The sequence below is a fragment of the Curtobacterium sp. PhB128 genome (assembly GCF_004340725.1).
In the GTDB taxonomy this organism is placed as follows: domain Bacteria; phylum Actinomycetota; class Actinomycetes; order Actinomycetales; family Microbacteriaceae; genus Curtobacterium.
Map to the genome: position 1 here is coordinate 41575 of NZ_SLUR01000014.1, position 20559 is coordinate 62133.

A 20559-nucleotide genomic window follows, 5' to 3' on the forward strand; every position below is an offset into this window, starting at 1 on the left:
GGGCTCCGGGGGTGCCGGGGTCAGGCCTGGCAGGTGGTCGACTTCGTGGTCTTGCAGATGTCGCGGATCAGGTCGTAGTACCCGTCGTCGACCGGCTTCGTGCCGTAGAAGACGCTGCGGAATCCGTCGCTGTCAGCACTCGTCACGCCGGCGGCGATGATGTCGTCGATCGTGACGTCGGCGAGCGCCTTCGTCAGGGTGTCCTTCTCGGCCTGCGGCAGGGTGTCGGAGACGACGATCGGGGCGCCGGGCACCATGGTCTTCGCGATGACCGTGACGTCCTTGTTCTTCTCGACCTCACTGTCCTCGGCGAAGCCGGCCTCGCACTCGGTGCCGGCCGCGACCTTCTGGACGCTGACGTCGTGCTTGCCGGCGAAGACCGGGGTGACGTCCTTGGTGGGGTCGATGTCGGCCTTCAGCAGGTTGTAGCTCGGGAACAGGTAGCCAGAGGTCGAGGACGGGTCGACGAAGCAGACCTTCTTGCCCTTGAACCCGTCGAGCGAGGTGATGTCACTGCCCTTCGGCACGATCGCCTCGGAGTAGTAGCCGGGCTTCTGCCCCTCGGCCGTGATGATCGACGACACGGGCGTGATCTTCGCGCCGTTGTTCTTCGCCGTTACGTAGGTGAAGCCGGAGAACGACGCGACGTCGATCTTGCCGGCGACCGACGCCTCGATGAGCGCGGCGTAGTCGGTCGACTCGTGGTACTCGACCTTCTTGCCGGACTCCTTCGCGATGTAGTCCATCAGCGGCTGGTAGTTGGTCTCGGTGTCCACCGAGTCGGGCACGACGCCGAACACGATCGTGTTCTCGTCCGCAGCGTACTTCGTCGCGGTCGACGTCTCGTCGCTGCCGGCGGCGGCCGTGGAGCCCGCCGAGCAGGAGCTGAGCGTCGCGGCGAGCACGAGGGCGCCGGCCAGGGCGGCCAGCGGCTTGAGGGCGGTGATGGGCATGGTGACCTTTCGGGCGGCGGGGCGGAGGTCCGCAGCGGGGCGGGGTCCGCCGTCCGCTCGGGACGCCGCAACTGTGGCATCCGACAGGTTGCGCGCCGTGCCCAACCGGTGCACCGAGGGTGACCGGCAGGTGAACACGACAGGCACCTGTCCGGACAGGTCTCCCCTGCCGGCGCGGGACGGTCCTCCCTCAGACCGCCAGCAGGGCGATCCCGGCGAGCACGACGACCGACGCCGCGATCCGTGTCCCGGCCCGCCCCTCGCGCAGCACCACGACGCCGAACACGCTCACGAGCACCACGCTGACCTCGCGCATCGGGGCGACGAGCGCGACCGGTGCGATGGTGATCGCGACGAGCACCAGGATGTACGACAGCGGCGAGAGCACCCCGAACGCCAGGACCCGCCCCCAGTGCGCACGGAGGACCGGCAGGACCTCGCGCCGACGCGGGCCGAGGGCTGCGCCGAACAGCACGATCTCGACCGCCGTGCAGCCCACCATGAAGGCGACCGGTGCGACGCCGCCGCGCACCAGGTGCGCGTCCCAGATCGTGTACGCGGCGATGGCCACACCGGTGAGCAGCCCGGCGACGATGCCGGGGTCGAGCCGACGGCGTGGCAGGGCTCGGGCAGTGGGCCCCGTCCCCCGGTCGGCGAGTCCGACCGCCACGACCCCGACGAGGACCAGCAGACCGCCCGCCAACGCCCACCACGACGGCCGCTCGCCGAGCAGGGTGATCGCGAGGACGACGCTGATCGTCGGGCCGGTCCCCCGTGCGGTCGCGTACACCGTGGACAGCTGCCCGACCCGGTACCCGCGCTGCAGCACGAGCATGTACGCCACGTGCAGCAGCCCGGACACGACGATGCCGACCAGGAAGCCGGACAGGCTCCCCGTGCCGAGCCCACCGGTGAACGGCACCACGCCGATCCACACGACGACGCTCGACACGGCACCGAGCCACAGGAACGGCAGCCCGATCCGGCTCACGCCGTGGGCGATGACGTTCCAGGCGGCGTGCGCGACGGCGGCGGAGAGGACGAGGAGGACGGCGAACGGAGTCACGGGCAGGACCTTCTGCTCGACGCGCGGCGCGACGAGCGAGGTCCTCCAGGCTTTTGTCCGTTCAGATGACGGTCCGCGTTCGGTGGCGGGCCGTGGCGCCGCTCGGACCAGTCGGACGGGAGTCCCGGAACCCTAGGCGCTGTCGACAGGACCGTAGCACGGGCGGCGAACGACGTTCCAGCCTGTCCGGACAGGTGCGTCTGCGGTTCACCACGCGTTCGTCCCCGCGCTCCCGGCTCGCACGCCCCAGGCCACGCTGCGCCGATGGGCTGGCCACTCCACCGACCTCGAGAAGGGCCTCGACCGTGCGCATCCCCAGGACCATCCCCATCGCCGCGACCGCGATCGCACTGGCGGCGAGCGGCCTCGCCACCGGCATCGCCGCAGCACCCGCCGCCACCGCAGCGACCCCGGCCGCAGCCGCCGCCAGCAGCAACCACGTCGTCGTCATCGGCATCGACGGCGCGTTGTTCGACCGCATCGCCGCGGCGGACGCCCCCAACCTCGACGCGATGATCGCGTCCGGGTACTCCTCGAAGACCTGGCTGTACGCCGCCCCGATGGCGCAGACACTGTCCGGCCCCGGCTGGGCGACGAACCTGACCGGCGTCTGGCCGGACAAGCACAAGGTGCTCAGCAACACGTGGGGCACCACGAGCGACATCACGAAGTACCCCGACTTCCTGACCCGGCTCGAACGTGCGAACAGCGCCCTCACCACGTACGCCGATGCCAGCTGGAACCCGATCGTCGACGGTTCGGTCGGCACGCCGCTCATCGGTACGGTGGACAAGCGGTACGCCGCCACGAGCGACGCCGACGCGGCCGCCAACGCCGTGTCGACCCTCCGGTCGACCGGCCCGAACGCCTCGTTCGTGCACTTCGACGACGTCGACCACGCCGGCCACTCGTACGGTGCCGCGTCGCAGCAGTACCTCGACGCCATCACCGAGGTCGACGGGTACGTCGGGCGGCTGCAGGCAGCGGTGCAGGCCCGCTCGACGTACTCGTCGGAGCAGTGGTCGTTCATCGTGACCGCCGACCACGGGCACACCGACGCCGGAGGCCACGGCGGCAGCACCCCGGCCGAGCGCTCGGCGTTCATCATCAAGACCGGCCCCGGCATCACGAAGCAGACCCCGGCGATCCGCCCGAAGAACGTCGACATCGCCGCCGACGTCCTCGCCACGTTCGGCGTCGCCCGCCCCGCCGACCTCGACGGCCGTCCGCTCGCGACCGCGTCGACCGACCCGTTCGACACGATGGTCGGTGCCCTGAAGCCCCGCGTCGACGAGACCGGGATCCCGGCTTCGACGCTCGGCTGGACGAAGAGCATGCCGACCGGCTGGAGCGTCGACAACACCGGCATGGGCACCGGTGGCGTCACCGAGTGGGCCGGCTGGACCCTGACCGACGACGACTTCTGGACGCAGTCGCAGCGCGACCAGACCCGCGAGGCCAACGTGCGCGAACGCGGTGTCTTCGCCGTCGCCGACTCCGACGAGTGGGCTGACAAGACCCACACGGGCACGTTCTCGAGCCGCATCACCTCGCAGCCGTACTCGGTCGCGGGCAAGACCAGCGCGACCGTGTCGTTCGGCAACCACTACCGCCAGGAGGGCACGCAGCAGGCCACCGTCCTCGTCTCCTTCGACGGTGGCGCGTTCCGGCAGGTCGCGTCGTACACGACCGACCAGGTCGCGCAGGTCGCGTCGGTCCCCGTCACGGTGCCAGCGGGCGCGAAGCAGGTCCGCGTCCAGTGGGCGCTCACCAACGCCGACAACGACTGGTACTGGGCGATCGACGAGCCGCAGGTGCGCTGAACGCGACCGCGGAGCGGACGGGAGGCACGGTGCCAGCTGGCACCGTGCCTCCCGTGCTTCTCCGGTCACCCACTCGAGCCGCGCCCGCGTTGCGCACGCGACCACGCGTCCGTCACCGCCGGTGCGTCGCCACCGTGCTCACCCGCAGGTCCTCGAACGTGCTCGTGAACCCGGCACCGCCGAGCGAGATGAGCCCGATCCTCGGCGCGCTCCCGAGGTCCGCCGTCCACGTCCCGCCCCGGACGAAGTGCCGCCCGTCGACGCTCGTGGACGCCGTGTACCGGTGCTCACCGTCGACGACCCGGTGCACGATCCGGAGCGTGGTGGTGTCCCCGACCGGTCCGACGACCGTGTTGCCGTAGCTCGGCGCCCCAGCCGGTTGCCCGGACACCTGCTTGCCGAACTCCGTCTGCCGGGTGTTGAAGATCGAGTTCGACGTCAGCCGGACGTAGTCGCCGTCGTCGCCCCACACGATCAGTCCGCCCTGCACGTAGTTCACGCCGTCGCCGGTGGCGGGGGTGTCCACCGCGACGGTTGTCTGCAGCACGTAGTCGCCCCGCGGCGCCGGTTCGGACAGGACCGAGGCGAGTGGCGTCGCCGGTGGGTGGATGTCGGCGTCCTGCGTCTGCCAGCGGAACGCGCCGCCGCCGACGGTCCAGGTCGAGCGGTCGGGTTCGCGGGTCCAGCGGAGCGCCGTGGGGAGGGTGGTGCCGTCGAACGAGGTCGACAGCGCGCGGATGGTCCGTCCGGGCACGTCGACGGGTGCGGTGGTCGCCCGGTAGGTCGCACGCTGTCCCGGCTGTGCGACCGGCCCCGGCTGCACCGTGTCGGACGGTCCCGCCCCGCCCCGCACGACGGGCCAGCCGTGCCGCCAGTCGAGCGGGTCGATGAGCGCCGGCCGCTTCGTGTACGTCGGCTGCCCCGCGTAGTACGGGTCGCCGCGGTCGACCGCGTGGTAGATGATCCAGTCCTGGCCGGCGAGATCGGTGACCACGGTGTTGTGCCCGGTGCCGACCCAGCGGTTGCCGTTCTGCGCGAGGAGGGGTGTCCCGCCGACCCGGGTGCTCGTGATCGCCACCCCGTCCTGGTCGGTGAAGGGTCCGAGCGGGCTGCGCGACCGGGCGACGAAGACGCCGTACCCGGTCAGGGCGCCGTTGCAGCAGTTCGTGGCGGAGCCGGTGAAGTACCACCAGCCGTCGTGGCGCATCAAGTACGCGCCCTCGTACCGGTTGTCGATCGCGATCTGCCGCTCGCTCGCGGGGTCGGAGCGGAGTCCGTCGGCGCTGAGCGTGCGGACGTTGACGCCGCCGAAGTAGCTGCCGAAGTACAGGTACGTGGTGCCCTTGTCGGTGATGACCTCGGGGTCGAACGCCCAGCGTGCCCCGGTGCCGTTCGCGGCGGTCTGCGGTGCCACGACCGGGCCGCCGGAGTCCTTCCACGGACCGGTCGGGCTCGAGCTCGTCGCGACGCCGACCGCGGATCCCCCGCCGGTCGGTGCCGATGCCGAGGGCGTGTCGGACGCGGCGTAGTACAGGTACCAGGTGCCCGCGCGACCGCGGTCGCCCGCGCGGTACACGACGTCCGGCGCCCAGATCCCGTTGGCGGACCCCACCCACGCCGGTCGCGTCGGGAACGCGTCGTTCACGTACGTCCAGTGCGTCAGGTCGGTCGACCGGTAGGTCGGCACACCGTGCTGCACGAGCGACCCGTCGGCGTTCTGCTCCGTCGCCGTCAACGCGTCGGTCGTGCAGTACAGGTACCAGTTGCGGTCGCGCCCGACGCCGCGGATCGCGGTCGGGTCGGCGCAGCTCGCCGCCGTCTCGCCGTCGGGCAGGCTGAGCGCGACCGGGTTCCGGTGGGTCGGCGCAGCCGCGCCGTGTCCCGAGCCGCTGTGTCCGGTGGTCCGGTCCGCCACGGGCGTTGCCGCTGCGGCGGGGCCGACCGGGAGGCCCGTGGCCGCGACCGCCGTGAGCGTCGCGACGGCGAGGATGGTTGCGACTGTTCGGCGCACGGGGTCCTGCTCTCATCGTCGAGGAAGGGCTGCGTGCGCGAGCGTACGCTCGCGGGCAGCGGACCGGACCGGTTCCGTCCGGTTCCGCGCGACGAAGGAGTCAGCGATGCCCGCGAGGTTCGTGTACTGGATGAACGTGTCGATCGACGGCTTCGTCGAGCGTGACGAGGGCGAACTCGGCGACGTCGAGGGGCCCGAGTGGATGCGGATCGACGAGCCGCTGCACCGCGAGTTCAACGCCCGCGCCGCCGCGATGACCCTGTCCGTCGAGGGGCGGGTCGTCCGCGACATGATGGACCCGTTCTGGCCGGACGCCCGCACCGACGAGTCGATGCCGGCGTTCATGCGCGAGTACGGCGAGGTCTGGACCGACCAGCCGAAGGTCCTGGTCTCGCGCACCCGGACCAGCGCCGACCACAACACCCGGATCATCGGGGGCGACGACGCGATCGCGCAGCTCGCCGTCCTGCGCGAGGAGTCCGAGGGTGACATCGGGGTCGGCGGCCCGAACCTCGCGACGCAGTTGCTCGACGCGGGGCTGCTCGACGAGCTGTTGCTCTACACGCACCCCGCGGTGCTCGGCGCCGGTCGGCCGCTGTTCGACCCGCCGGCGACGGGCGTGCGACCGCCGGTGCTGCTGGACCTGCTCGAGCAGCGGGAGTACCACAACGGGGTCACGCTGCACCGCTACCAGGTGCTGCGGTAGTCACTCCCCCGAGGGCCCTGGACCGAAGATGACGAGTCGCCAGGCGCTCGGCCGGTCGCTGTCGAAGTCGTTGAACGCGACGCTGTCGACGGCCTTGCTCGATGACAGTTCGATCTGGTGCGGGCTGTCGCGGCAGTCCATCGGATCGAGTTCGATGCTCTGCGATCCGCCCGGCAGCACCGTCCGCACGATGCCACGCATGTGCCCGTTGCCGTAGCAGGAGAACTCGAGGTGGTCGATCGTCCGGGAGTCCGGGAACTGCACGCGGACGCCGGGCTCGAGATGGGCGGGGTCCTCGTCGCCGGGGGTCGTGTCGGCGCTCAGCACGCCGAGGACCGCGTCCTCGGTCTCGGTCCTCGCCTCCTGCTGCGTCTTCCACTTGGCGAGCGCTTGCTCGTCGACGGGCGGCGCCGAGGTGCAGCCGGCGAGCAGGGCCACGACGGCGAGCGCCGGCAGGACCAGGGCGGGGAGGTGTCGCACGCCGTGAGCATAGCGACGCCGCGGGGCCGCTCGTCGCACGAGCAGTCGATGCGTGCGCAACGAACGACGTCCCACCCGTCGATCGACAGGTGGGACGTCGCAGAACGCGTGCGAAGTGCGTCGGGTCAGACGTCGCGTCGACGTGCGACCGTCAGCGCGAGTGCACCCACGACCACCACCTCGGCCGCCAGGACACCGAAGCCGCCCCAGCCGTTCAGGACCACGCCGCTCGTCGGTCCCGCGTCCGCACCGGTGTACGGGTACGCGAACAGCTGGCTGCCGGCCTGGTCGGGCAGGAACTTGAACACGTCGCCGATCCACTCGGCGTTCAGCAGCCCGGACACGAGCGACAGGATCACCGGCAGCACGAGCAGGATGCCGAGCGTGATCGCGATGCCACCGGCGCTGGACCGGACGAACAGCCCGATGCCGTAGGCGAGCAGCGCGAGGAGCGTCACGTACACCGACGAGCCGAGGATCGGCATGAACACCGACGGGTCGCCGATCTGCGGGCTCGTGCCGTCGGAGGCCAGGAGCAGCGCCGACAGCACCACGCCGATCCAGGTCGACACCACGCTCACGACGAAGGTCGTCAGCGCGAGGACGGTCGCCTTCGCGAGGATCACGCCCGTGCGACGGGGGTCAGCGGTGAAGGTCGAGCGGACCTGACCGGTGCCGTACTCGCCGGTGATGATGAGCACGCCGAGCACACCGACGACGAGCGCACTGAGCGAGACGCCCGTGGTGTTGATGCTCACGAAGCTGCCGTTCGCGACGTCCTGCGGCGCGTTGTCCGGCGACACGACGTACGCGCCGAGCAGCACGGCCATGCCGATCGTCAGGACGGCCAGGATCGCGTAGCACCAGATCGTGGACCGGATGCTCCGGAGCTTGATCCACTCGCTGCGGACCAGGTGCGGGAACGACAGGCGGACCGAGTCCGGCACGGAAGCCGAGTGTGTCCGGGTGACGGGCGGGGTGGTGGCGCTCATCGGGTGCCCTCCGATCGGTACTCGACGTCGTCGCGGGTGAGGGCCATGTAGGCCTCCTCCAGGCTCGCGCCGGTCGGGGTGAGTTCGTGCAGTGCGACGCCGGCCTGGGCGGCGATGTTGCCGACCGTCGGTGCGTCGGGACCGACGACCAGGAAGGTGCCGTCCTCGCGCGGGGTGACGGTCGCGTTCGGGCCGATGGCCTGGAACAGCTGGTCGGGCGACGGCGTCCGGACGATGACCCGGCTGCCACCACCGGCGGCGCCCGGTGCGGCTCCCCCACCGGCGACGAACTCGGCGATCGGGGCGTCGGCCAGGACCTTGCCGCGGCCGAGCACGACCACGCGGTCAGCGGTCTGCGCCATCTCGCTCATCAGGTGGCTGGACAGGAAGACGGTGCGACCGTCGGCGGCCATGCGTCGGGCGAGCTGCCTGACCCACAGCACGCCGTCGGGGTCGAGGCCGTTGACGGGCTCGTCGAGGATCAGGGTCTTCGGGTCGCCGAGCAGTGCGGCAGCGATTCCCAGGCGCTGCCCCATGCCGAGCGAGAACCCACCGACGCGCTTCTTCGCGACCGACTCGAGGCCGGTCATGTCGATGACCTCGTGCACGCGGGCCTTCGGGATGCCGTGGGTCGCCGCGAGCGAGAGGAGGTGGTTGTAGGCGCTGCGGCCCGAGTGGACCGCCTTCGCCTCGAGCAACGCACCGACCTGTCGGAGCGGGTCGCGGAACGTCGTGTACGGCTGGCCGTTCACCGTCGCGCTCCCGGCGGTGGGCCGGTCGAGGCCCATGATCATGCGCATCGTGGTGGACTTCCCGGCGCCGTTCGGCCCCAGGAAGCCGGTCACACTGCCGGGTCGGACGACGAACGAGACGTCGTCCACGGCGGTCTTCGGACCGTACTGTTTGGTGAGGTGGCTGACTTCGATCACGGCGGCCACGCTATTGCAGCGGTGTCCGGCGGCGCGTCAGTCGGAAGGGGGATATGTCAGGTGCCTGGGGGCGGACCCGCTCGGCGTAGCCTGTCGCCGTGAAGCAGGCACAGGACGACGGACCGTTCTTCCACGGCACCAAGGCCGACCTCGAGCCGGGCGACCTGCTCACCGCGGGCTTCCGGTCGAACTACCGCCCCGAGGTGGTCATGAACCACGTCTACTTCACGGCGGTCTCCGACGGCGCCGGGCTCGCGGCCGAGCTCGCCGCCGGTGACGCCGAACCGCGGGTCTACGAGGTCGCGCCGACCGGTCCGTACGAGGACGACCCCAACGTCACCGACAAGAAGTTCCCCGGCAACCCGACCCGGTCCTACCGCAGCACCGAACCGGTGCGGATCGTCCGCGAGGTCACCGACTGGCCCCGACTCACGCCCGACGCGCTGCGCCGCTGGCGCGAGCGCCTGGCCGCACTGCGCGCGGACGAGCGCGGCGAGATCATCAACTGAGCCGGCTGGCGGACGGGAGGCTCGGGGCGGGGCCGCCACGGGCCTCCCGTCCGCTTCGCCCTGGTCTCAGTGCCCCGAACGCGCCCTGCGGACGTCAGCGGCTCAGCGCGTCGCTCGTCGTGACGGTCGCGAAGCTGCCGTCGAGCGCCGCCATGAAGGCGGCGTGGACGCTCGCACCCGGGACGGTGACGCCCCCGGAGGCCAGGTCCGGCGCCGCGCACGCGTCGGCGACGACCGTCGCGGTGAAGCCGAGTTCGTGCGCGGCTCGAGTCGTCGAGTCGATGCACATGCTGCTCATCATCCCGACGATCGTGACCTCGTCGACTCCGGCGTCGGTCAGCAGTTCCTGGAGTCCGGTGCCGATGAAGCTGTTCGGCTCGTGCTTCTCGAGGACCGGCTCGCCATCGACGGGCGCGACCGACGGGTGGAAGTCGAGGCCCGGCGTGCCCGGCACGAAGAACGAGGCGTCGGGGTCGGTGGACACGTGGAAGACGTGCACCACCAGGTCGCCGGCGGCGCGGAAGGAGTCGAGCACGGTGCGGGCCGCGGCGGCAGCGGCCTCGGGTTCGACGAGGGGGAAGGCCCCGCCCGGGAAGTAATCCAGCTGGATGTCGACGAGGAGCAGCGCGCGGGTCATCGGTTCAGTATGGCGGGCGGCGGGTCACGGTTTCGCGCCGTTGCCGAACGAACCGTGCAGGGTCGTGTCCGCGAAGGCCGTCGTGTCGATCACGGCGCGGACGCGGTCGAGGGCGCCCTGGTCGTCCGAGTCCACGCCGATGACGAGCGAGCCGTAGTCGACGCGCATCGTGTACGGGATCGAGGCCTCGAGCCCGGTCAAGTGCGGGGTCGCGGCGAGGGTCGTCAGTCCCTGCGCCACCGCAGTGGACGTCGAGATCGGGATCTGCTGGTCGAACGTGCCGTCGTAGTGGACGGTGCTGGCGATGTGCCCCTCGTCCGCCGGCACGGTCAGCGTCAGGGAGACGCCGGTCCACGCCAGTTCGGTGGCCATCGTCGTCGGGACGGCTCCGGCCCGAGCCGGGGTCGCGTCGGGGTCCATCGTGACCGTGAACCGCGACGCGAAGTGGTTCGACGTGACCCACCGGGTGGAGCAGGTCGGGTCCGGGGCGGAACTGGGAGTGTTCGTGGTCGTCTGCGTCGCCTCGGCGACGGCCGGGAGCGCACGGACCTGTCGGAGGGCGGTGCGCACCTGGCTCGCGACGGCGGGGTCGAGCGTCGGCGCCGGGGTCGGGTCCGGTGTCGCATTCGCTGCGTCCGGCGCCGGCGCCTCCGCGCTCGGGCAAACCGCCGTCTCGGTGCCGCTCCATCCGCCAGACGACCCCAGTGCGTTCCGGGCCAGGCCCTCCGCGGCCGAGCACGCCGTGAGCGGCACGGTGCAGGCGAGGGCGACGAGGAGTCCGATGACGAGACGAGAGCGCACCGACCCAGTCTCGCTGCCGCGGGCTGCGCGCCGGAGCCGGATCCGCGCGCTGTGTCCCGAGTGCTACCCGGTCGCCCTCCTCAGCGCGACTGGTCGTCCAGGTCGAGCGACGTGGTCAGTTCCGGGAACGCCCGCGCCTGCTCGATGAGCAGCTGCGCCTTCCGCACGACCCCTCGACGCTGTCGGCACCGGCGACGAGGCGCACCGGTGGTGCGGACATCTCGGTCAGGGCGAGGAGCGTCCGGGCGAGCTTCGCCGGATCGCCGCTCTGCTTGCCCTCCATGCCGCGGAAGAACTCCTTGGTCTGGTCCGACGAGGACCGGTAGTCGTCGAGGTGGACGTCGCCCCAGAACGTGGAGCTGCCCTCCGCGAGCAGATCGGTCCGGAAGAAGCCGGGCTCGACGACCGTGGTGTGGATGCCGAACGGCAGGACCTCGTCGTGCAGCGCTTCCATCCACCCCTCGAGCGCGAACTTCGACGCGGCGTACGCGCTCCCACCGGCACCGGCGACGATGCCGGCGGTCGAGCTGATGCTGATGACCCGACCGGAGCCCTGCGCCCGCATGACGGGGAGCACCGCGCGGGTGACGTTCATCGCACCGAAGAAGTTCGTCTCCATCTGCGCGCGGAACTGCTCCGGGGAGACCTCTTCGAAGAACCCGCCCTGGAAGCTCCCGGCGTTGTTCACCAGGACGTCGATGCGGCCGAACCGCTCGATCGCTGCCTCGACCGCGCTCCGGACGGTGCGCTCGTCCGTGACGTCCAACGCGACGGCGAGCAGCTCGTCGTGCTGGCCGACCGCTGCGACGACACGTTCCGGGTCCCGCCCGGTCGCGACGACGTGGTGTCCGGCGTCCAGGGCGGCGCGCGCGAACTCGGTACCCATGCCGCGGCTGGTCCCGGTGATGAAGAAGGTCTGGGGTTCGGTCATGCCCCCAGCGAAGACCACTTCCGCGCAGCGAGTGAGGCTCTGCCGAAACGGGGTCGAGCAGAACCTCCCTCCCGATGCTCGAGCCGCCTTAGCGTCAGGGACATGGACCCCCTCGTGACCACGACCCCGTCGGCTCCGTCGACCACTCCGGTTGCCGACGACCGGCTGCCGTGGTTCCCGCTCGCACTGCTCGCGGCGATCGGGTTCGTGCTCGTCGCCATGGAGACCATGCCCGCGGGCCTCCTGCCGGTCATCGCGGACGGCATGGGGACGTCCGAGGGCACGGTCGGGCTGTTCGTCAGCGCCTACGCGATCGGCACGGTCATCGCCACGGTGCCGGCGATCGCCCTCACGCGGGGCCTGCGCCGCAAGCCGTTGATCATGACAGCCATCGCCGTGCTGATCATCGCGAACACCGTCACCGCGTTCGCCCCGAACGTGACCATCGCGCTCGTCACGCGGTTCGTCGCCGGCGCGATGTCCGGGATCATCTGGGGCATGTTCGCCACCTACGCGCGGCGCATCAGTCCCTCCCGGTTCGCAGGCGTCTCGCTCGCCATCGTCTCCACGGGCGCCCCCGTCGGCTTCGCGCTCGGCACGCCGCTCGGGTCGTTCATCGGCACCGCCCTGGACTGGCGCTGGTCGTTCATCGGCCTCAGCCTCGTCGGGGTCGTCATCCTCGCGCTGATCGCGGCGTTCGTGCCGGACGCACCCGGCCAGACCGGCACTGCGAAGCTCTCCGTGGTCAAGGTGTTCCGCATCCGTGGGATCGCGATCATCCTCGCCGTCATCGCCGCATGGATGGTCGCGCACAACACGATCTACACCTACATCTCCCCGTACCTGCGGGTGACCGGCACCGACCTCAGCGCCGGACTCGTCCTCCTCGTCTACGGCATCGCGGCGATCCTCGGCGTCGTGGTCACGGGCGCGCTCCTCGACCGGCATCCCCGGCCCCTGCTGCACCTGAGCGTCGGACTGTTCGTCGTCAGCGGCATCGTCCTGCTCGTGGGTCACGCGTCGCCGGTCGCCGTCCTGGTCGCCGCCGTCCTGTGGGGTGTCAGCTTCGGTGGTGCCTCGACGCAGCTGCAGGCGGCCCTCACCACGGCTGGCGGGGAGAACGCCGACGTCGCCAGCGCCTTCCTGCCCGTCGCGTTCAACATCGCGATTTTCGTCGCCGGGATCTTCGGAGCCGCGCTGTTGACCGTGTTCGACGGACCGGCCCTGGCCGTGGTGATGATCGTGTTCGGGGCGATCGCGGCGGTGCTCACGCTGGTCGGCCGGCGATCGGCGTTCCCCGCGCGGCTCTAGTCGACAGCCGGCGGACGAGACCGCCGCCACGGTTCAACCGTTGACGAGGTCGCCGCCCCACGTCAGGTCGCTGTCCTCGTCGACCGCGAACGCCTCGAACCGGTCGTCGGCCAAGACCGCGTCGACCAGGGCAAGTGACCCGGCGACGATCGTCGAGTCCCAGTCGATCTCCGACGCGAGCACCCAGGAGTGGTCTTCCGGCCAGAGCATCTGCGGGGTGTGGGCGAGGTCGACGACCGTCCCGATCCGAGCGCGGTCCAGCCACGTCGGGTCGGCGAGCTGCGGCAGGGTCATCGAGAGGAGGAAGCACTCGCGGTGCGGCCACGGGAAGAGCTCGACGGCGAGTGCGGCGCGGATCGCCGCCTGTTCTCCGTCGTGTACTGCTTGCTGCTCGACGACGTACCGCTGCATCGACTCGATCTCCTCCGCAGTCGGCTCGCCCGGACCCTGCCAACCGACGGCGAACGTCGAACCGCCGCTCAGTTCACCCCATCCGTCCCAGACCGCCGCGACCAGGTCGTCCGGCGTCGACGTGGCCTCGGCCAGGTGCTCGGTGAGCGCAGCAAGCAGGATCGGCTCGAACCAGCCTTCCTCGGGGGGCTGGACGCGCCATCCGTCCTCGAACACCAGGTCGGACTCGTCGGTCCGGCCGGTCAGGCTCCGCCACTGGACGAGTGGGTGCGCGATGCCGCCCGTTCGCGACGCGACGTCGGACAACCGCCACCGGGCGGACTCGAGGACGGAGTGGTCGTCCCATTCGTCCACGATCGAACGGTCCCCTCGGTCCGCCGACACCGGGTGGAGGATGCGCGCGTAGGCGTCGAAGCCGGTTCCGACTGTCCCGCCCACGGTGGCGAATACACCCGCCCGGGCGAGTAGCCAGGTGCCGCGGGAGACGTCGGTGATCAGTTCCACGTGCAGAGCCTGGACACCCACGCGATCGTGGGTCGACTGACGACTCGAGTTGCGGGACAAGGGTGAAGCACGCCAAACTCGTACGCAGTATTTGATAGTTGAAACTTCAGGAGATCAATGTCTGTTCGGCTGAAAACGAAGTCTGCCCTCGGGGTAGTGATCGGCGTCGCGCTCACAGTGTCAGGGCTGGGCGCCACTGGTCCGGCGACCGCGGCGGAGAAACCGGGCGCACAGGACGCTCGAGCAGCGTGGGGCAGCTACCACAAGATCATCAGCAAGACGTCGACTGGAAGCCACGTAGGCTCCCAGAAACTCGCATCGTGTGGATCACGAACCGCCGCGATGGACTGCTCACTCACTCGCGGAAGGACGGCCAACCGCACGATCGGACTCGACTTGGGCGCCTCTCGCGGCTGGGCTGCTGGCCAGTTGAAGATCAGCGCCTCGACCGCCCAGAGCGTCTCGGTGACCTGCAGCAAGCGGAAGGTCCCCAAGGGCAAGCAACTCGTCGCGTACCCGGTCGGCGTTCGCTACAAGTACAAGATCCAGAAGCACATCACCGGCGCTGGCAAGGACTACGTGTCGGGCACGTCGAAGTGGCTGTACGCGTTCAATCCTGGCAGCGCACGCGTCTCCTGCGACATCAGGAGCTTCTAGCTAAAGGAGGACGCATGCGCATCACTCTCGTTTCCGTTGCGATCGTGACCACACTGCTCGGGTTGTCAGGGTGCACTTCCGCTCCTGACGTCGCGACCACCGATCTCATCGGCAAGAGCGTCGCGCTGGCCACCGAGCAGGTCCCCTCGGGTCGGTCGTACGCATGGTACGACCTCACCGAGCAGATCCTCCACCGGGAAGGCGACTTGATCGGAGGGGCCGAACCGGATGGCGAAGGCGGCGTGATCGTCGCCGTGTGCGCGGACGCTGAGGCCATCGGACGCACCTCGAGCATCACCACTGGCGCCATCCCTGCCGGCGATTACCACGGACGGATCAAGCGCGAAGCCGAGGCGGGAGCCTTTGACGCACTCCTTCCGGAGTGTCAGCGTCAAGGCTGATCCCGTGCGACTCCGGCCGTCAGGGCCAACCCGGCAGTCAGGCCTCCATCGACGGCCTGGCTGGACGGCCAACGCGCAGCTCGGGGAACTGCTCGTCGCGCCACTCACCGTCGATCGGCGTGCCACTTGCGGCCGCACGCTCCTCGCGCTCCCGCAGCTCCACGCGCCGGATCTTGCCCGAGATGGTCTTCGGCAGCTCCGCGAACTCGACCCGACGCACGCGTGCGTACGCCGGGAGTGCGGTCCGCGCGTACGCGAGCACCTGTTCGGCGGTTTCCGCCGTCGCGTCGAACCCGGCGGCGAGCGTCACGTACGCCTTGACGACGTTGAGCCGGGCGTCGTCCGGCGCGGGTACGACGGCGCTCTCTGCCACGGCGGGGTGCTGCAGCAGGGCACTCTCGACCTCGAACGGTGACACCTTGTAGTCGGACGACTTGAACACGTCGTCGGTCCGACCGATGAAGGTCAGCTCCCCGTCGGCGTCCCGCACCGCGATGTCGCCGGTGTGGAAGAAGCCGTCACGCATCGATGCCGCGGTCCGGTCGGGGTCACCGAGGTACTCGGCCATCAGGTTGACCGGTCGCTCGTCGAGGTCGAGGCAGACCTCGCCCTCGTCGCCGGGCTGCCCGGTGACCGGGTCGAGCAGCGTCACGGTCACACCGGGCAACGCGCGGCCCATCGCCCCCGGGGTCACAGCGCTGCCGGGGGCATTGCCGATGATCGCGGTGGTCTCGGTCTGCCCGTAGCCGTCGCGGATGGTCAGACCCCAAGCGCGTTCGACGCGGTCGATGACCTCGGGGTTCAGCGGTTCTCCGGCCGACACGACCTCGCGCAGTGCCCGAGGGCGCGCACCGAGATCGGACTGGAGCATCATCCGCCAGGCGGTGGGCGGTGCGCAGAACGTGCTCACCTCGGCGGACTCCAGCTGGGCGAGGAGCGCGGCCGGATCGAACCGCGGGGTATCGTGGACGAAGACGGTCGCCTCGGCGATCCACGGCGCGAAGAAGCAGCTCCAGGCGTGCTTGCCCCAGCCCGGTGAGCTGATCGCCAGGTGCACGTCTCCGGGCCGCAGACCGAGCCAGTGCATCGTGCTGAGGTGTCCGACCGGGTACGACGTCTGGGTGTGCACGACCATCTTCGGCTTCGAGGTCGTGCCCGACGTGAAGTAGACGAGGCAGGGATCGGCGGTCTTGGTGACCACGACCGGTCGCGACTCCCCCGCGGGCGCTGGTTCGCCGAGATCCGACGGGTAGTCCGTCCACCCGTCCGCCGTGCCGCCGATCACCACGCGCGAGAATTCCCCGCGGACGTCGTCGTACTTCGCGGTCTCGCTGCGGTTCGTGACGACGTGTGCGACGGCTCCGCGGTCGACGCGGTCCTGCAGGTCGGCGGTGTCGAGCATCGTCGACGTCGGCAGGATCACCGCTCCGAGCTTGATCACCGCGAGCATCGTCTCCCACAGCTCGAGCTGGTTGCCGAGCATGACGAGCACGTGGTCGCCCTTCCGGACGCCGTGCTCGTGCAGGCGAACGGCCAAACGGTCGGACCGGGCGGCCATCTCCGCGTAGCTGAGCCGCTGTTCCGAGCCGGCCGCGTCGACGATCCAGAGCGCGATGCGGTCGTTCCCGGCCGCGATGACGTCGAACCAGTCGTCCGCCCAGTTGAAGGTGTCGCCGAGGTCCGGCCACCGGAAGGCGGCGCGGGCGGCATCGGCGGACTCTGCGGAGAGCAACTGGTCACGGGCAGCGCGGTACGCGGCGGTCACGTTCGGGTTGGGCACGGACCGATCATGCCGCATCCTTCTGGTCGCCGATCCTGAACAGCCGACGTGCGTTCCCCGACGTGAACGCGTCGCGGGCCGCGTCCGAGGGGAACTGCTGCAGGAACGTGTCGATCTCGGCGGCGGAGGGTCGCTGGAACGGGTGGTCGGTGGAGAACAGCAGCCGATCGGTCGTCGTGACGTCCAGCGCGTGCCGGAGCAGCGTGGGGCTGAGCATCCCTGAGCTGGTGATGTGGAGGTTCGAGCGGACTGTGTCGGACACCGTCCGCTCGAGTCCGGCGACCCGCGACAGGCTGTCCGCACGGTCGAGCCAGAACAGCAGCAGCTCGCCCCAGTGGCCGAGCACGACCTGCAGGTCCGGGTGCCGGTCGAAGGTGCCGCCGACGATCAGGCGCAGTGCCGCGCGTGCCGCCTCGAGGTGCCACCCCCACCCGAAGGTCGCCAATCCGAGCTCGACCATCGGGTCGAACCCCTCGTACGCCGCCTCGCGCAGGCGCTTCGACGGGATCTGCGGGTGGATGAAGACCGGCTGCCCGAGCGACGCCGCGACGGCGAAGAGGTCGTCGTACCGGCGGTCGTCGAGCTGCACCTCGCCCGTCCGCCCGTAGACCATCGCCCCCACGCAACCGAAGCCGGCAGTGCGCTCCAGCTCGGCGACGGCAGCGTCCGGGTCGGCCATCGGCAGGGTCGCGAACGCGCGGAACCGGTCCGGGTGGTCCGCGACCGCGGCGATCGCGATGTCGTTCGCCTGCCGACTCAGCGGGATCGCGTCCGCGGCATCGAGCGGCTGCGCTCCGGGCGGCGCAAGGGACAGCACCTGGACGTCGATCCCCTGCGCGTCCATCGCTGCGAGCCGGGCGTCACCGAGGTCACGGAGCAGCTCGCCGTTGTCGCCGAGTTCGTCCAGCGCCGTGCTCGGGTCGCGGCGGTCGTCGGGCAGGGCGTTGACGGCGTCCGTCAGGGCCGGGTGGTTCCAGTGCTCTTCGATCGCGATCAGGGTCATCGGGGTTCCTCCGTCTGGTCTCTCATCGGCGTTGAGTGAACCGTACACCTCGCTCAACGCCGTAGAGTCGGACGCATGGCCGAGACCTCACGCGACGCGAAACGCGCACAGACCGCCGAGCGCATCCGCGCAGCCGCTCGGCGGCAGTTCGGTGCGAACGGGTACGAGGGCACGACGATCCGGAGCATCGCCTCAGCAGCGGGCATCGATCCGTCGCTCGTCATGCAGCACTTCGGGTCGAAGGCAGCGCTGTTCGCGACCGCCGTGCAGCTGCCGGCCACGTCGGACGGTGGGAGCGAGCGCGCGGCGGCCGACCACCTCCTCGACGTCCTGGGCATCCGGTTCGACGCGCTCCCCGCCGAGACGGCGGCGCTCGTCCGGTCGATGCTGACGGTGCCCGAGGCGGCGGACACCATGCGCGGCTACCTCGACGAGCGGGTCGAGAACCTGGCGCGCTCTCTCGACGGCGACGACGCCCGGCTGCGGGCGTTGATGACCGTGAGCGGCATCCTCGGCATCACGATCACGCAGCACTTCCTGCGCCTCAGCGCGTTCGAAGGCGCGTCACGTGACGACCTGCTCCGCGCGGCGCAGGGCTGGGTGGAGGAGCTCACGACGGAGGCCGGGGCATCCACTCGCTGAGCCGGGTCAGTCCAGACTGTTCAGCCACGTCTCGAGCCACGGCACGACGTCCGACAGGTCCGCCGTGTCGATCGCGGTCGATGCTGCCGCCCTGGCCGCTCCGGTCGCGTTGAGAGCCAGCGCCGCGGGGACCACCTCGAAGAGTGGGATGTCCGACCGACTGTCCCCGATCGCACAGCACCGCTCGATCGGCACGCCACGGGCCAGCGCGTACCGGAGCGCACGGTCTCGCTTGTCGAAATCGTCGAAGTGCTCCGCCACCGCCCCGTCGTAGGTGCCACCCGTGACCCCGACCCGCGGTCCGCCGTGCGCGACGAACCCGAACCGCCGCGCGAGCGACCGAGTGACCGGCTGCCACGCGAGCGACGCCAGCACGGGGACGACCTGGTGCGTGCGGCACCACGCCACCACGAGCTCCACACCGGGGAGCACCGGTAGGTCGTCGAGCCAGCGGTCCACGGTCGTCGTCGATGCGCCGCGCCAGCCCGCGGCATCGATCTCGCTCACCTGTCGATTCGTGAGCGAGCCGTCGGCGTACCGACGCTCAGCCTCGTCCAGCGCGTCCTGGTGCCCGAATCGTTCCGCGAGATGACTGCTGCTCGAACCGGTCGACACGAGCGTCCCGTCGACGTCGAAGAAGACCATGCCGCGCACCGGCTCCGTCACTGCTCCCGATCCTCCGGCATCGCCGCGCGGATTGCTGCGATCGTGTCTGCGGTCTCGACGTGCAGGTGCGCCCGGATCCCGACCGCCCGCGCAGCCTCGATGTTCTCCGGTACGTCGTCGACGAAGAGGACATCCGCGGGCGCGGCAGCGAGCCGATCGAGCGTGATCCGGAAGGCCTCTGGCTCCGGCTTCGTGACCCCGATCTCGTGGCTGTAGCAGATCGGGTCGAACACGGCCGCGAACCCGAACCGTCGCTCCTCTTCCTGACGGGCGCCGTCACCGGAATTGGACAGGATCGCGAGCCCGACCGTCCCGCGCAGACCAGCGACGAAGTCGAAGAGCGGCTCGTTCAAGGAACCGCAGTACGCGTCCCAGAAGTCGGCTCGCATCGACGCGAGCACCTCGGCCGAGGCGCCGAGTGCGGCGCCGATCTTTCCCCAGTACTCGTCGTCGACCCCGGTCCGTCGCGCGGCATCGGGCAGGTCGGCGTCCGACAACCGCGCGGAGAACTCCTCGTCCGTCAGACCGAACGCAGCCGCCCACCGCGTGCGGAACTGCCCGGGCCATGCCGCGTCGTCGACCATCTCCAGCACGCCACCGACGTCGAGCAGCAGCCACCGCACCCCACCGCCGGTCATGCGGAGACCCCGTCGAGTCGACGGATCATCTCGAGCTCCCGCTCGTCGAGCGCGAGGACGTACGGCTCGGTCGCCCCGGTCAGCTCGTACCCGCGTCGCGCGTAGAAGGCCTGCGCCCGGAGGTTGCGCTCGTGCACGTGGAGACGGAGCGTGGCACCGTGGCCGGCTGCCCACGCCTCGATCGCGTCGAGCAGTGCATCGGTCACGCCGGCCGCACGCCCGCGGTGCGACGGTGCGACGTACACCCCGACCAGTAACGGTCCGGTCGCGGCGTCGGGTATGAACGACCCCATCGCACCGACCCAGCGGCCGTCGGCGTCGATCGCCACGAGCGAGGTCCCCCCGACGTCTTGACCGCGGCGACCTCGCGCACGCCATTCGGTCTCGTCGTGCTGCTCGGCGTCCGCCAGGTGCTCCGCGTAGGCCATCGGGGTGTCCTGGATCATCTCCAGGCGGAGCGCTCGGACGGCTTCCCAGTCAGCCTCGGTCGTCGGTCGGAGCGTGATCCCCTGCATGGACCGAGCGTAGGACAGACAGCGGTCGGCGAAACTCGTCCGAACTCATTCCAATCGACTTCGGGCAGGGCGCCGAATCACCTGCACAGACCGGGAACCACCCGGAGCGCTCACCAGCCGCACATTGCTGGTTCTCCACCCTGCACCAGGGTGTGTTCGGCGCGCACACAGCAGCCGCGCCGAGCGCGACACC

General features: G+C 70.5%; 22 protein-coding genes. 7 read left to right on the forward strand and 15 right to left on the reverse strand.

Going from position 1 to position 20559, the window contains the following annotated elements; translation table 11 throughout:
• Window positions 1–20: 20 nt before the first annotated feature.
• Window positions 21–953, reverse strand: a complete 933-nt coding sequence (locus EDF23_RS18315) for a phosphate/phosphite/phosphonate ABC transporter substrate-binding protein (protein WP_123338408.1) — start codon at window positions 951–953, stop codon at window positions 21–23.
• Window positions 954–1143: 190 nt separating this feature from the next.
• The gene (locus EDF23_RS18320; protein ID WP_131922707.1) at window positions 1144–2019 is read right to left on the reverse strand and encodes an EamA family transporter; all 876 of its coding nucleotides are present in this window, start codon (window positions 2017–2019) and stop codon (window positions 1144–1146) included.
• A gap of 305 nt (window positions 2020–2324) precedes the next feature.
• Here EDF23_RS18320 and EDF23_RS18325 point away from each other — a divergent pair, with 305 nt between their 5' ends.
• Complete coding sequence (locus EDF23_RS18325) at window positions 2325–3842, forward strand: alkaline phosphatase family protein (protein WP_207895556.1); 1518 nt, start codon at window positions 2325–2327, stop codon at window positions 3840–3842.
• Between the two features lie 112 nt (window positions 3843–3954).
• Here the strand turns inward: EDF23_RS18325 and EDF23_RS18330 are convergent, their stop codons facing one another.
• Window positions 3955–5853: a family 43 glycosylhydrolase gene (locus tag EDF23_RS18330; RefSeq protein ID WP_131922709.1), complete on the reverse strand. Its 1899-nt coding sequence runs from the start codon at window positions 5851–5853 to the stop codon at window positions 3955–3957.
• A 106-nt stretch (window positions 5854–5959) separates the two neighbouring features.
• Here EDF23_RS18330 and EDF23_RS18335 point away from each other — a divergent pair, with 106 nt between their 5' ends.
• Window positions 5960–6559, forward strand: a complete 600-nt coding sequence (locus tag EDF23_RS18335; RefSeq protein ID WP_131922710.1) for a dihydrofolate reductase family protein — start codon at window positions 5960–5962, stop codon at window positions 6557–6559.
• Here EDF23_RS18335 and EDF23_RS18340 read toward each other — a convergent pair whose 3' ends face one another.
• The 3 genes from EDF23_RS18340 to EDF23_RS18350 all read right to left on the reverse strand — a co-directional run bounded on the left by EDF23_RS18340 (window position 6560) and on the right by EDF23_RS18350 (window position 8960).
• The gene (locus EDF23_RS18340; protein ID WP_131922711.1) at window positions 6560–7039 is read right to left on the reverse strand and encodes a hypothetical protein; all 480 of its coding nucleotides are present in this window, start codon (window positions 7037–7039) and stop codon (window positions 6560–6562) included.
• Between the two features lie 125 nt (window positions 7040–7164).
• Complete coding sequence (locus EDF23_RS18345) at window positions 7165–8031, reverse strand: ABC transporter permease (protein WP_131922712.1); 867 nt, start codon at window positions 8029–8031, stop codon at window positions 7165–7167.
• Window positions 8028–8960 carry an ABC transporter ATP-binding protein gene (locus EDF23_RS18350; protein ID WP_123314435.1) on the reverse strand — a complete coding sequence of 311 codons (933 nt, stop codon included), beginning with the start codon at window positions 8958–8960 and terminating at the stop codon, window positions 8028–8030. Before EDF23_RS18350 ends, EDF23_RS18345 begins: the two co-directional genes overlap by 4 nt.
• 98 nt (window positions 8961–9058) lie before the next feature.
• On the opposite strand from EDF23_RS18350, the gene arr reads away from it, so the two are divergent.
• A complete protein-coding gene (gene arr, locus EDF23_RS18355; protein WP_131922713.1) occupies window positions 9059–9469 on the forward strand; it encodes an NAD(+)--rifampin ADP-ribosyltransferase in 411 nt (136 codons plus the stop codon).
• Between the two features lie 94 nt (window positions 9470–9563).
• On the opposite strand, the gene EDF23_RS18360 is transcribed toward arr, so the two are convergent.
• The 3 genes from EDF23_RS18360 to EDF23_RS18370 all read right to left on the reverse strand — a co-directional run bounded on the left by EDF23_RS18360 (window position 9564) and on the right by EDF23_RS18370 (window position 11838).
• Window positions 9564–10106 carry a cysteine hydrolase family protein gene (locus EDF23_RS18360; protein ID WP_131922714.1) on the reverse strand — a complete coding sequence of 181 codons (543 nt, stop codon included), beginning with the start codon at window positions 10104–10106 and terminating at the stop codon, window positions 9564–9566.
• Between the two features lie 24 nt (window positions 10107–10130).
• A complete protein-coding gene (locus EDF23_RS18365; RefSeq protein ID WP_243648983.1) occupies window positions 10131–10907 on the reverse strand; it encodes a hypothetical protein in 777 nt (258 codons plus the stop codon).
• A 115-nt stretch (window positions 10908–11022) separates the two neighbouring features.
• Window positions 11023–11838 carry an SDR family oxidoreductase gene (locus EDF23_RS18370; protein WP_243648984.1) on the reverse strand — a complete coding sequence of 272 codons (816 nt, stop codon included), beginning with the start codon at window positions 11836–11838 and terminating at the stop codon, window positions 11023–11025.
• Window positions 11839–11940: 102 nt separating this feature from the next.
• Between EDF23_RS18370 and EDF23_RS18375 the strand changes: the two genes are divergently transcribed.
• Window positions 11941–13149, forward strand: coding sequence for an MFS transporter (locus EDF23_RS18375; RefSeq protein WP_131922715.1), 1209 nt, complete (start codon window positions 11941–11943; stop codon window positions 13147–13149).
• Window positions 13150–13182: 33 nt separating this feature from the next.
• Here EDF23_RS18375 and EDF23_RS18380 read toward each other — a convergent pair whose 3' ends face one another.
• The gene (locus tag EDF23_RS18380) at window positions 13183–14064 is read right to left on the reverse strand and encodes a hypothetical protein (protein ID WP_131922716.1); all 882 of its coding nucleotides are present in this window, start codon (window positions 14062–14064) and stop codon (window positions 13183–13185) included.
• Between the two features lie 117 nt (window positions 14065–14181).
• On the opposite strand from EDF23_RS18380, the gene EDF23_RS18385 reads away from it, so the two are divergent.
• Both EDF23_RS18385 and EDF23_RS18390 read left to right on the forward strand, forming a co-directional pair.
• On the forward strand, window positions 14182–14721 hold the full coding sequence (locus EDF23_RS18385) for a hypothetical protein (protein ID WP_131922717.1): 540 nt from the start codon (window positions 14182–14184) through the stop codon (window positions 14719–14721).
• A 14-nt stretch (window positions 14722–14735) separates the two neighbouring features.
• Entirely contained in the window at window positions 14736–15122 is a 387-nt protein-coding gene (locus EDF23_RS18390; protein WP_123936757.1) for a hypothetical protein, read from the forward strand.
• A gap of 37 nt (window positions 15123–15159) precedes the next feature.
• Here the strand turns inward: EDF23_RS18390 and EDF23_RS18395 are convergent, their stop codons facing one another.
• On the reverse strand, window positions 15160–16902 hold the full coding sequence (locus EDF23_RS18395; protein WP_243648985.1) for an AMP-binding protein: 1743 nt from the start codon (window positions 16900–16902) through the stop codon (window positions 15160–15162).
• A 7-nt stretch (window positions 16903–16909) separates the two neighbouring features.
• The gene (locus tag EDF23_RS18400) at window positions 16910–17905 is read right to left on the reverse strand and encodes an amidohydrolase family protein (RefSeq protein ID WP_123936755.1); all 996 of its coding nucleotides are present in this window, start codon (window positions 17903–17905) and stop codon (window positions 16910–16912) included.
• A gap of 75 nt (window positions 17906–17980) precedes the next feature.
• On the opposite strand from EDF23_RS18400, the gene EDF23_RS18405 reads away from it, so the two are divergent.
• Window positions 17981–18547, forward strand: a complete 567-nt coding sequence (locus tag EDF23_RS18405) for a TetR/AcrR family transcriptional regulator (protein WP_131922718.1) — start codon at window positions 17981–17983, stop codon at window positions 18545–18547.
• 6 nt (window positions 18548–18553) lie between these two features.
• Here the strand turns inward: EDF23_RS18405 and EDF23_RS18410 are convergent, their stop codons facing one another.
• The 3 genes from EDF23_RS18410 to EDF23_RS18420 are packed head-to-tail and all read right to left on the reverse strand — an operon-like array spanning window position 18554 to window position 20366.
• A complete protein-coding gene (locus tag EDF23_RS18410; protein WP_243648986.1) occupies window positions 18554–19213 on the reverse strand; it encodes a haloacid dehalogenase-like hydrolase in 660 nt (219 codons plus the stop codon).
• A complete protein-coding gene (locus EDF23_RS18415; RefSeq protein ID WP_123294910.1) occupies window positions 19210–19851 on the reverse strand; it encodes an HAD-IA family hydrolase in 642 nt (213 codons plus the stop codon). Before EDF23_RS18415 ends, EDF23_RS18410 begins: the two co-directional genes overlap by 4 nt.
• Window positions 19848–20366, reverse strand: a complete 519-nt coding sequence (locus EDF23_RS18420; RefSeq protein WP_131922719.1) for a GNAT family N-acetyltransferase — start codon at window positions 20364–20366, stop codon at window positions 19848–19850. The genes EDF23_RS18415 and EDF23_RS18420 overlap by 4 nt, the downstream gene beginning before the upstream one ends.
• Between the last annotated feature and the right edge of the window lie 193 nt (window positions 20367–20559).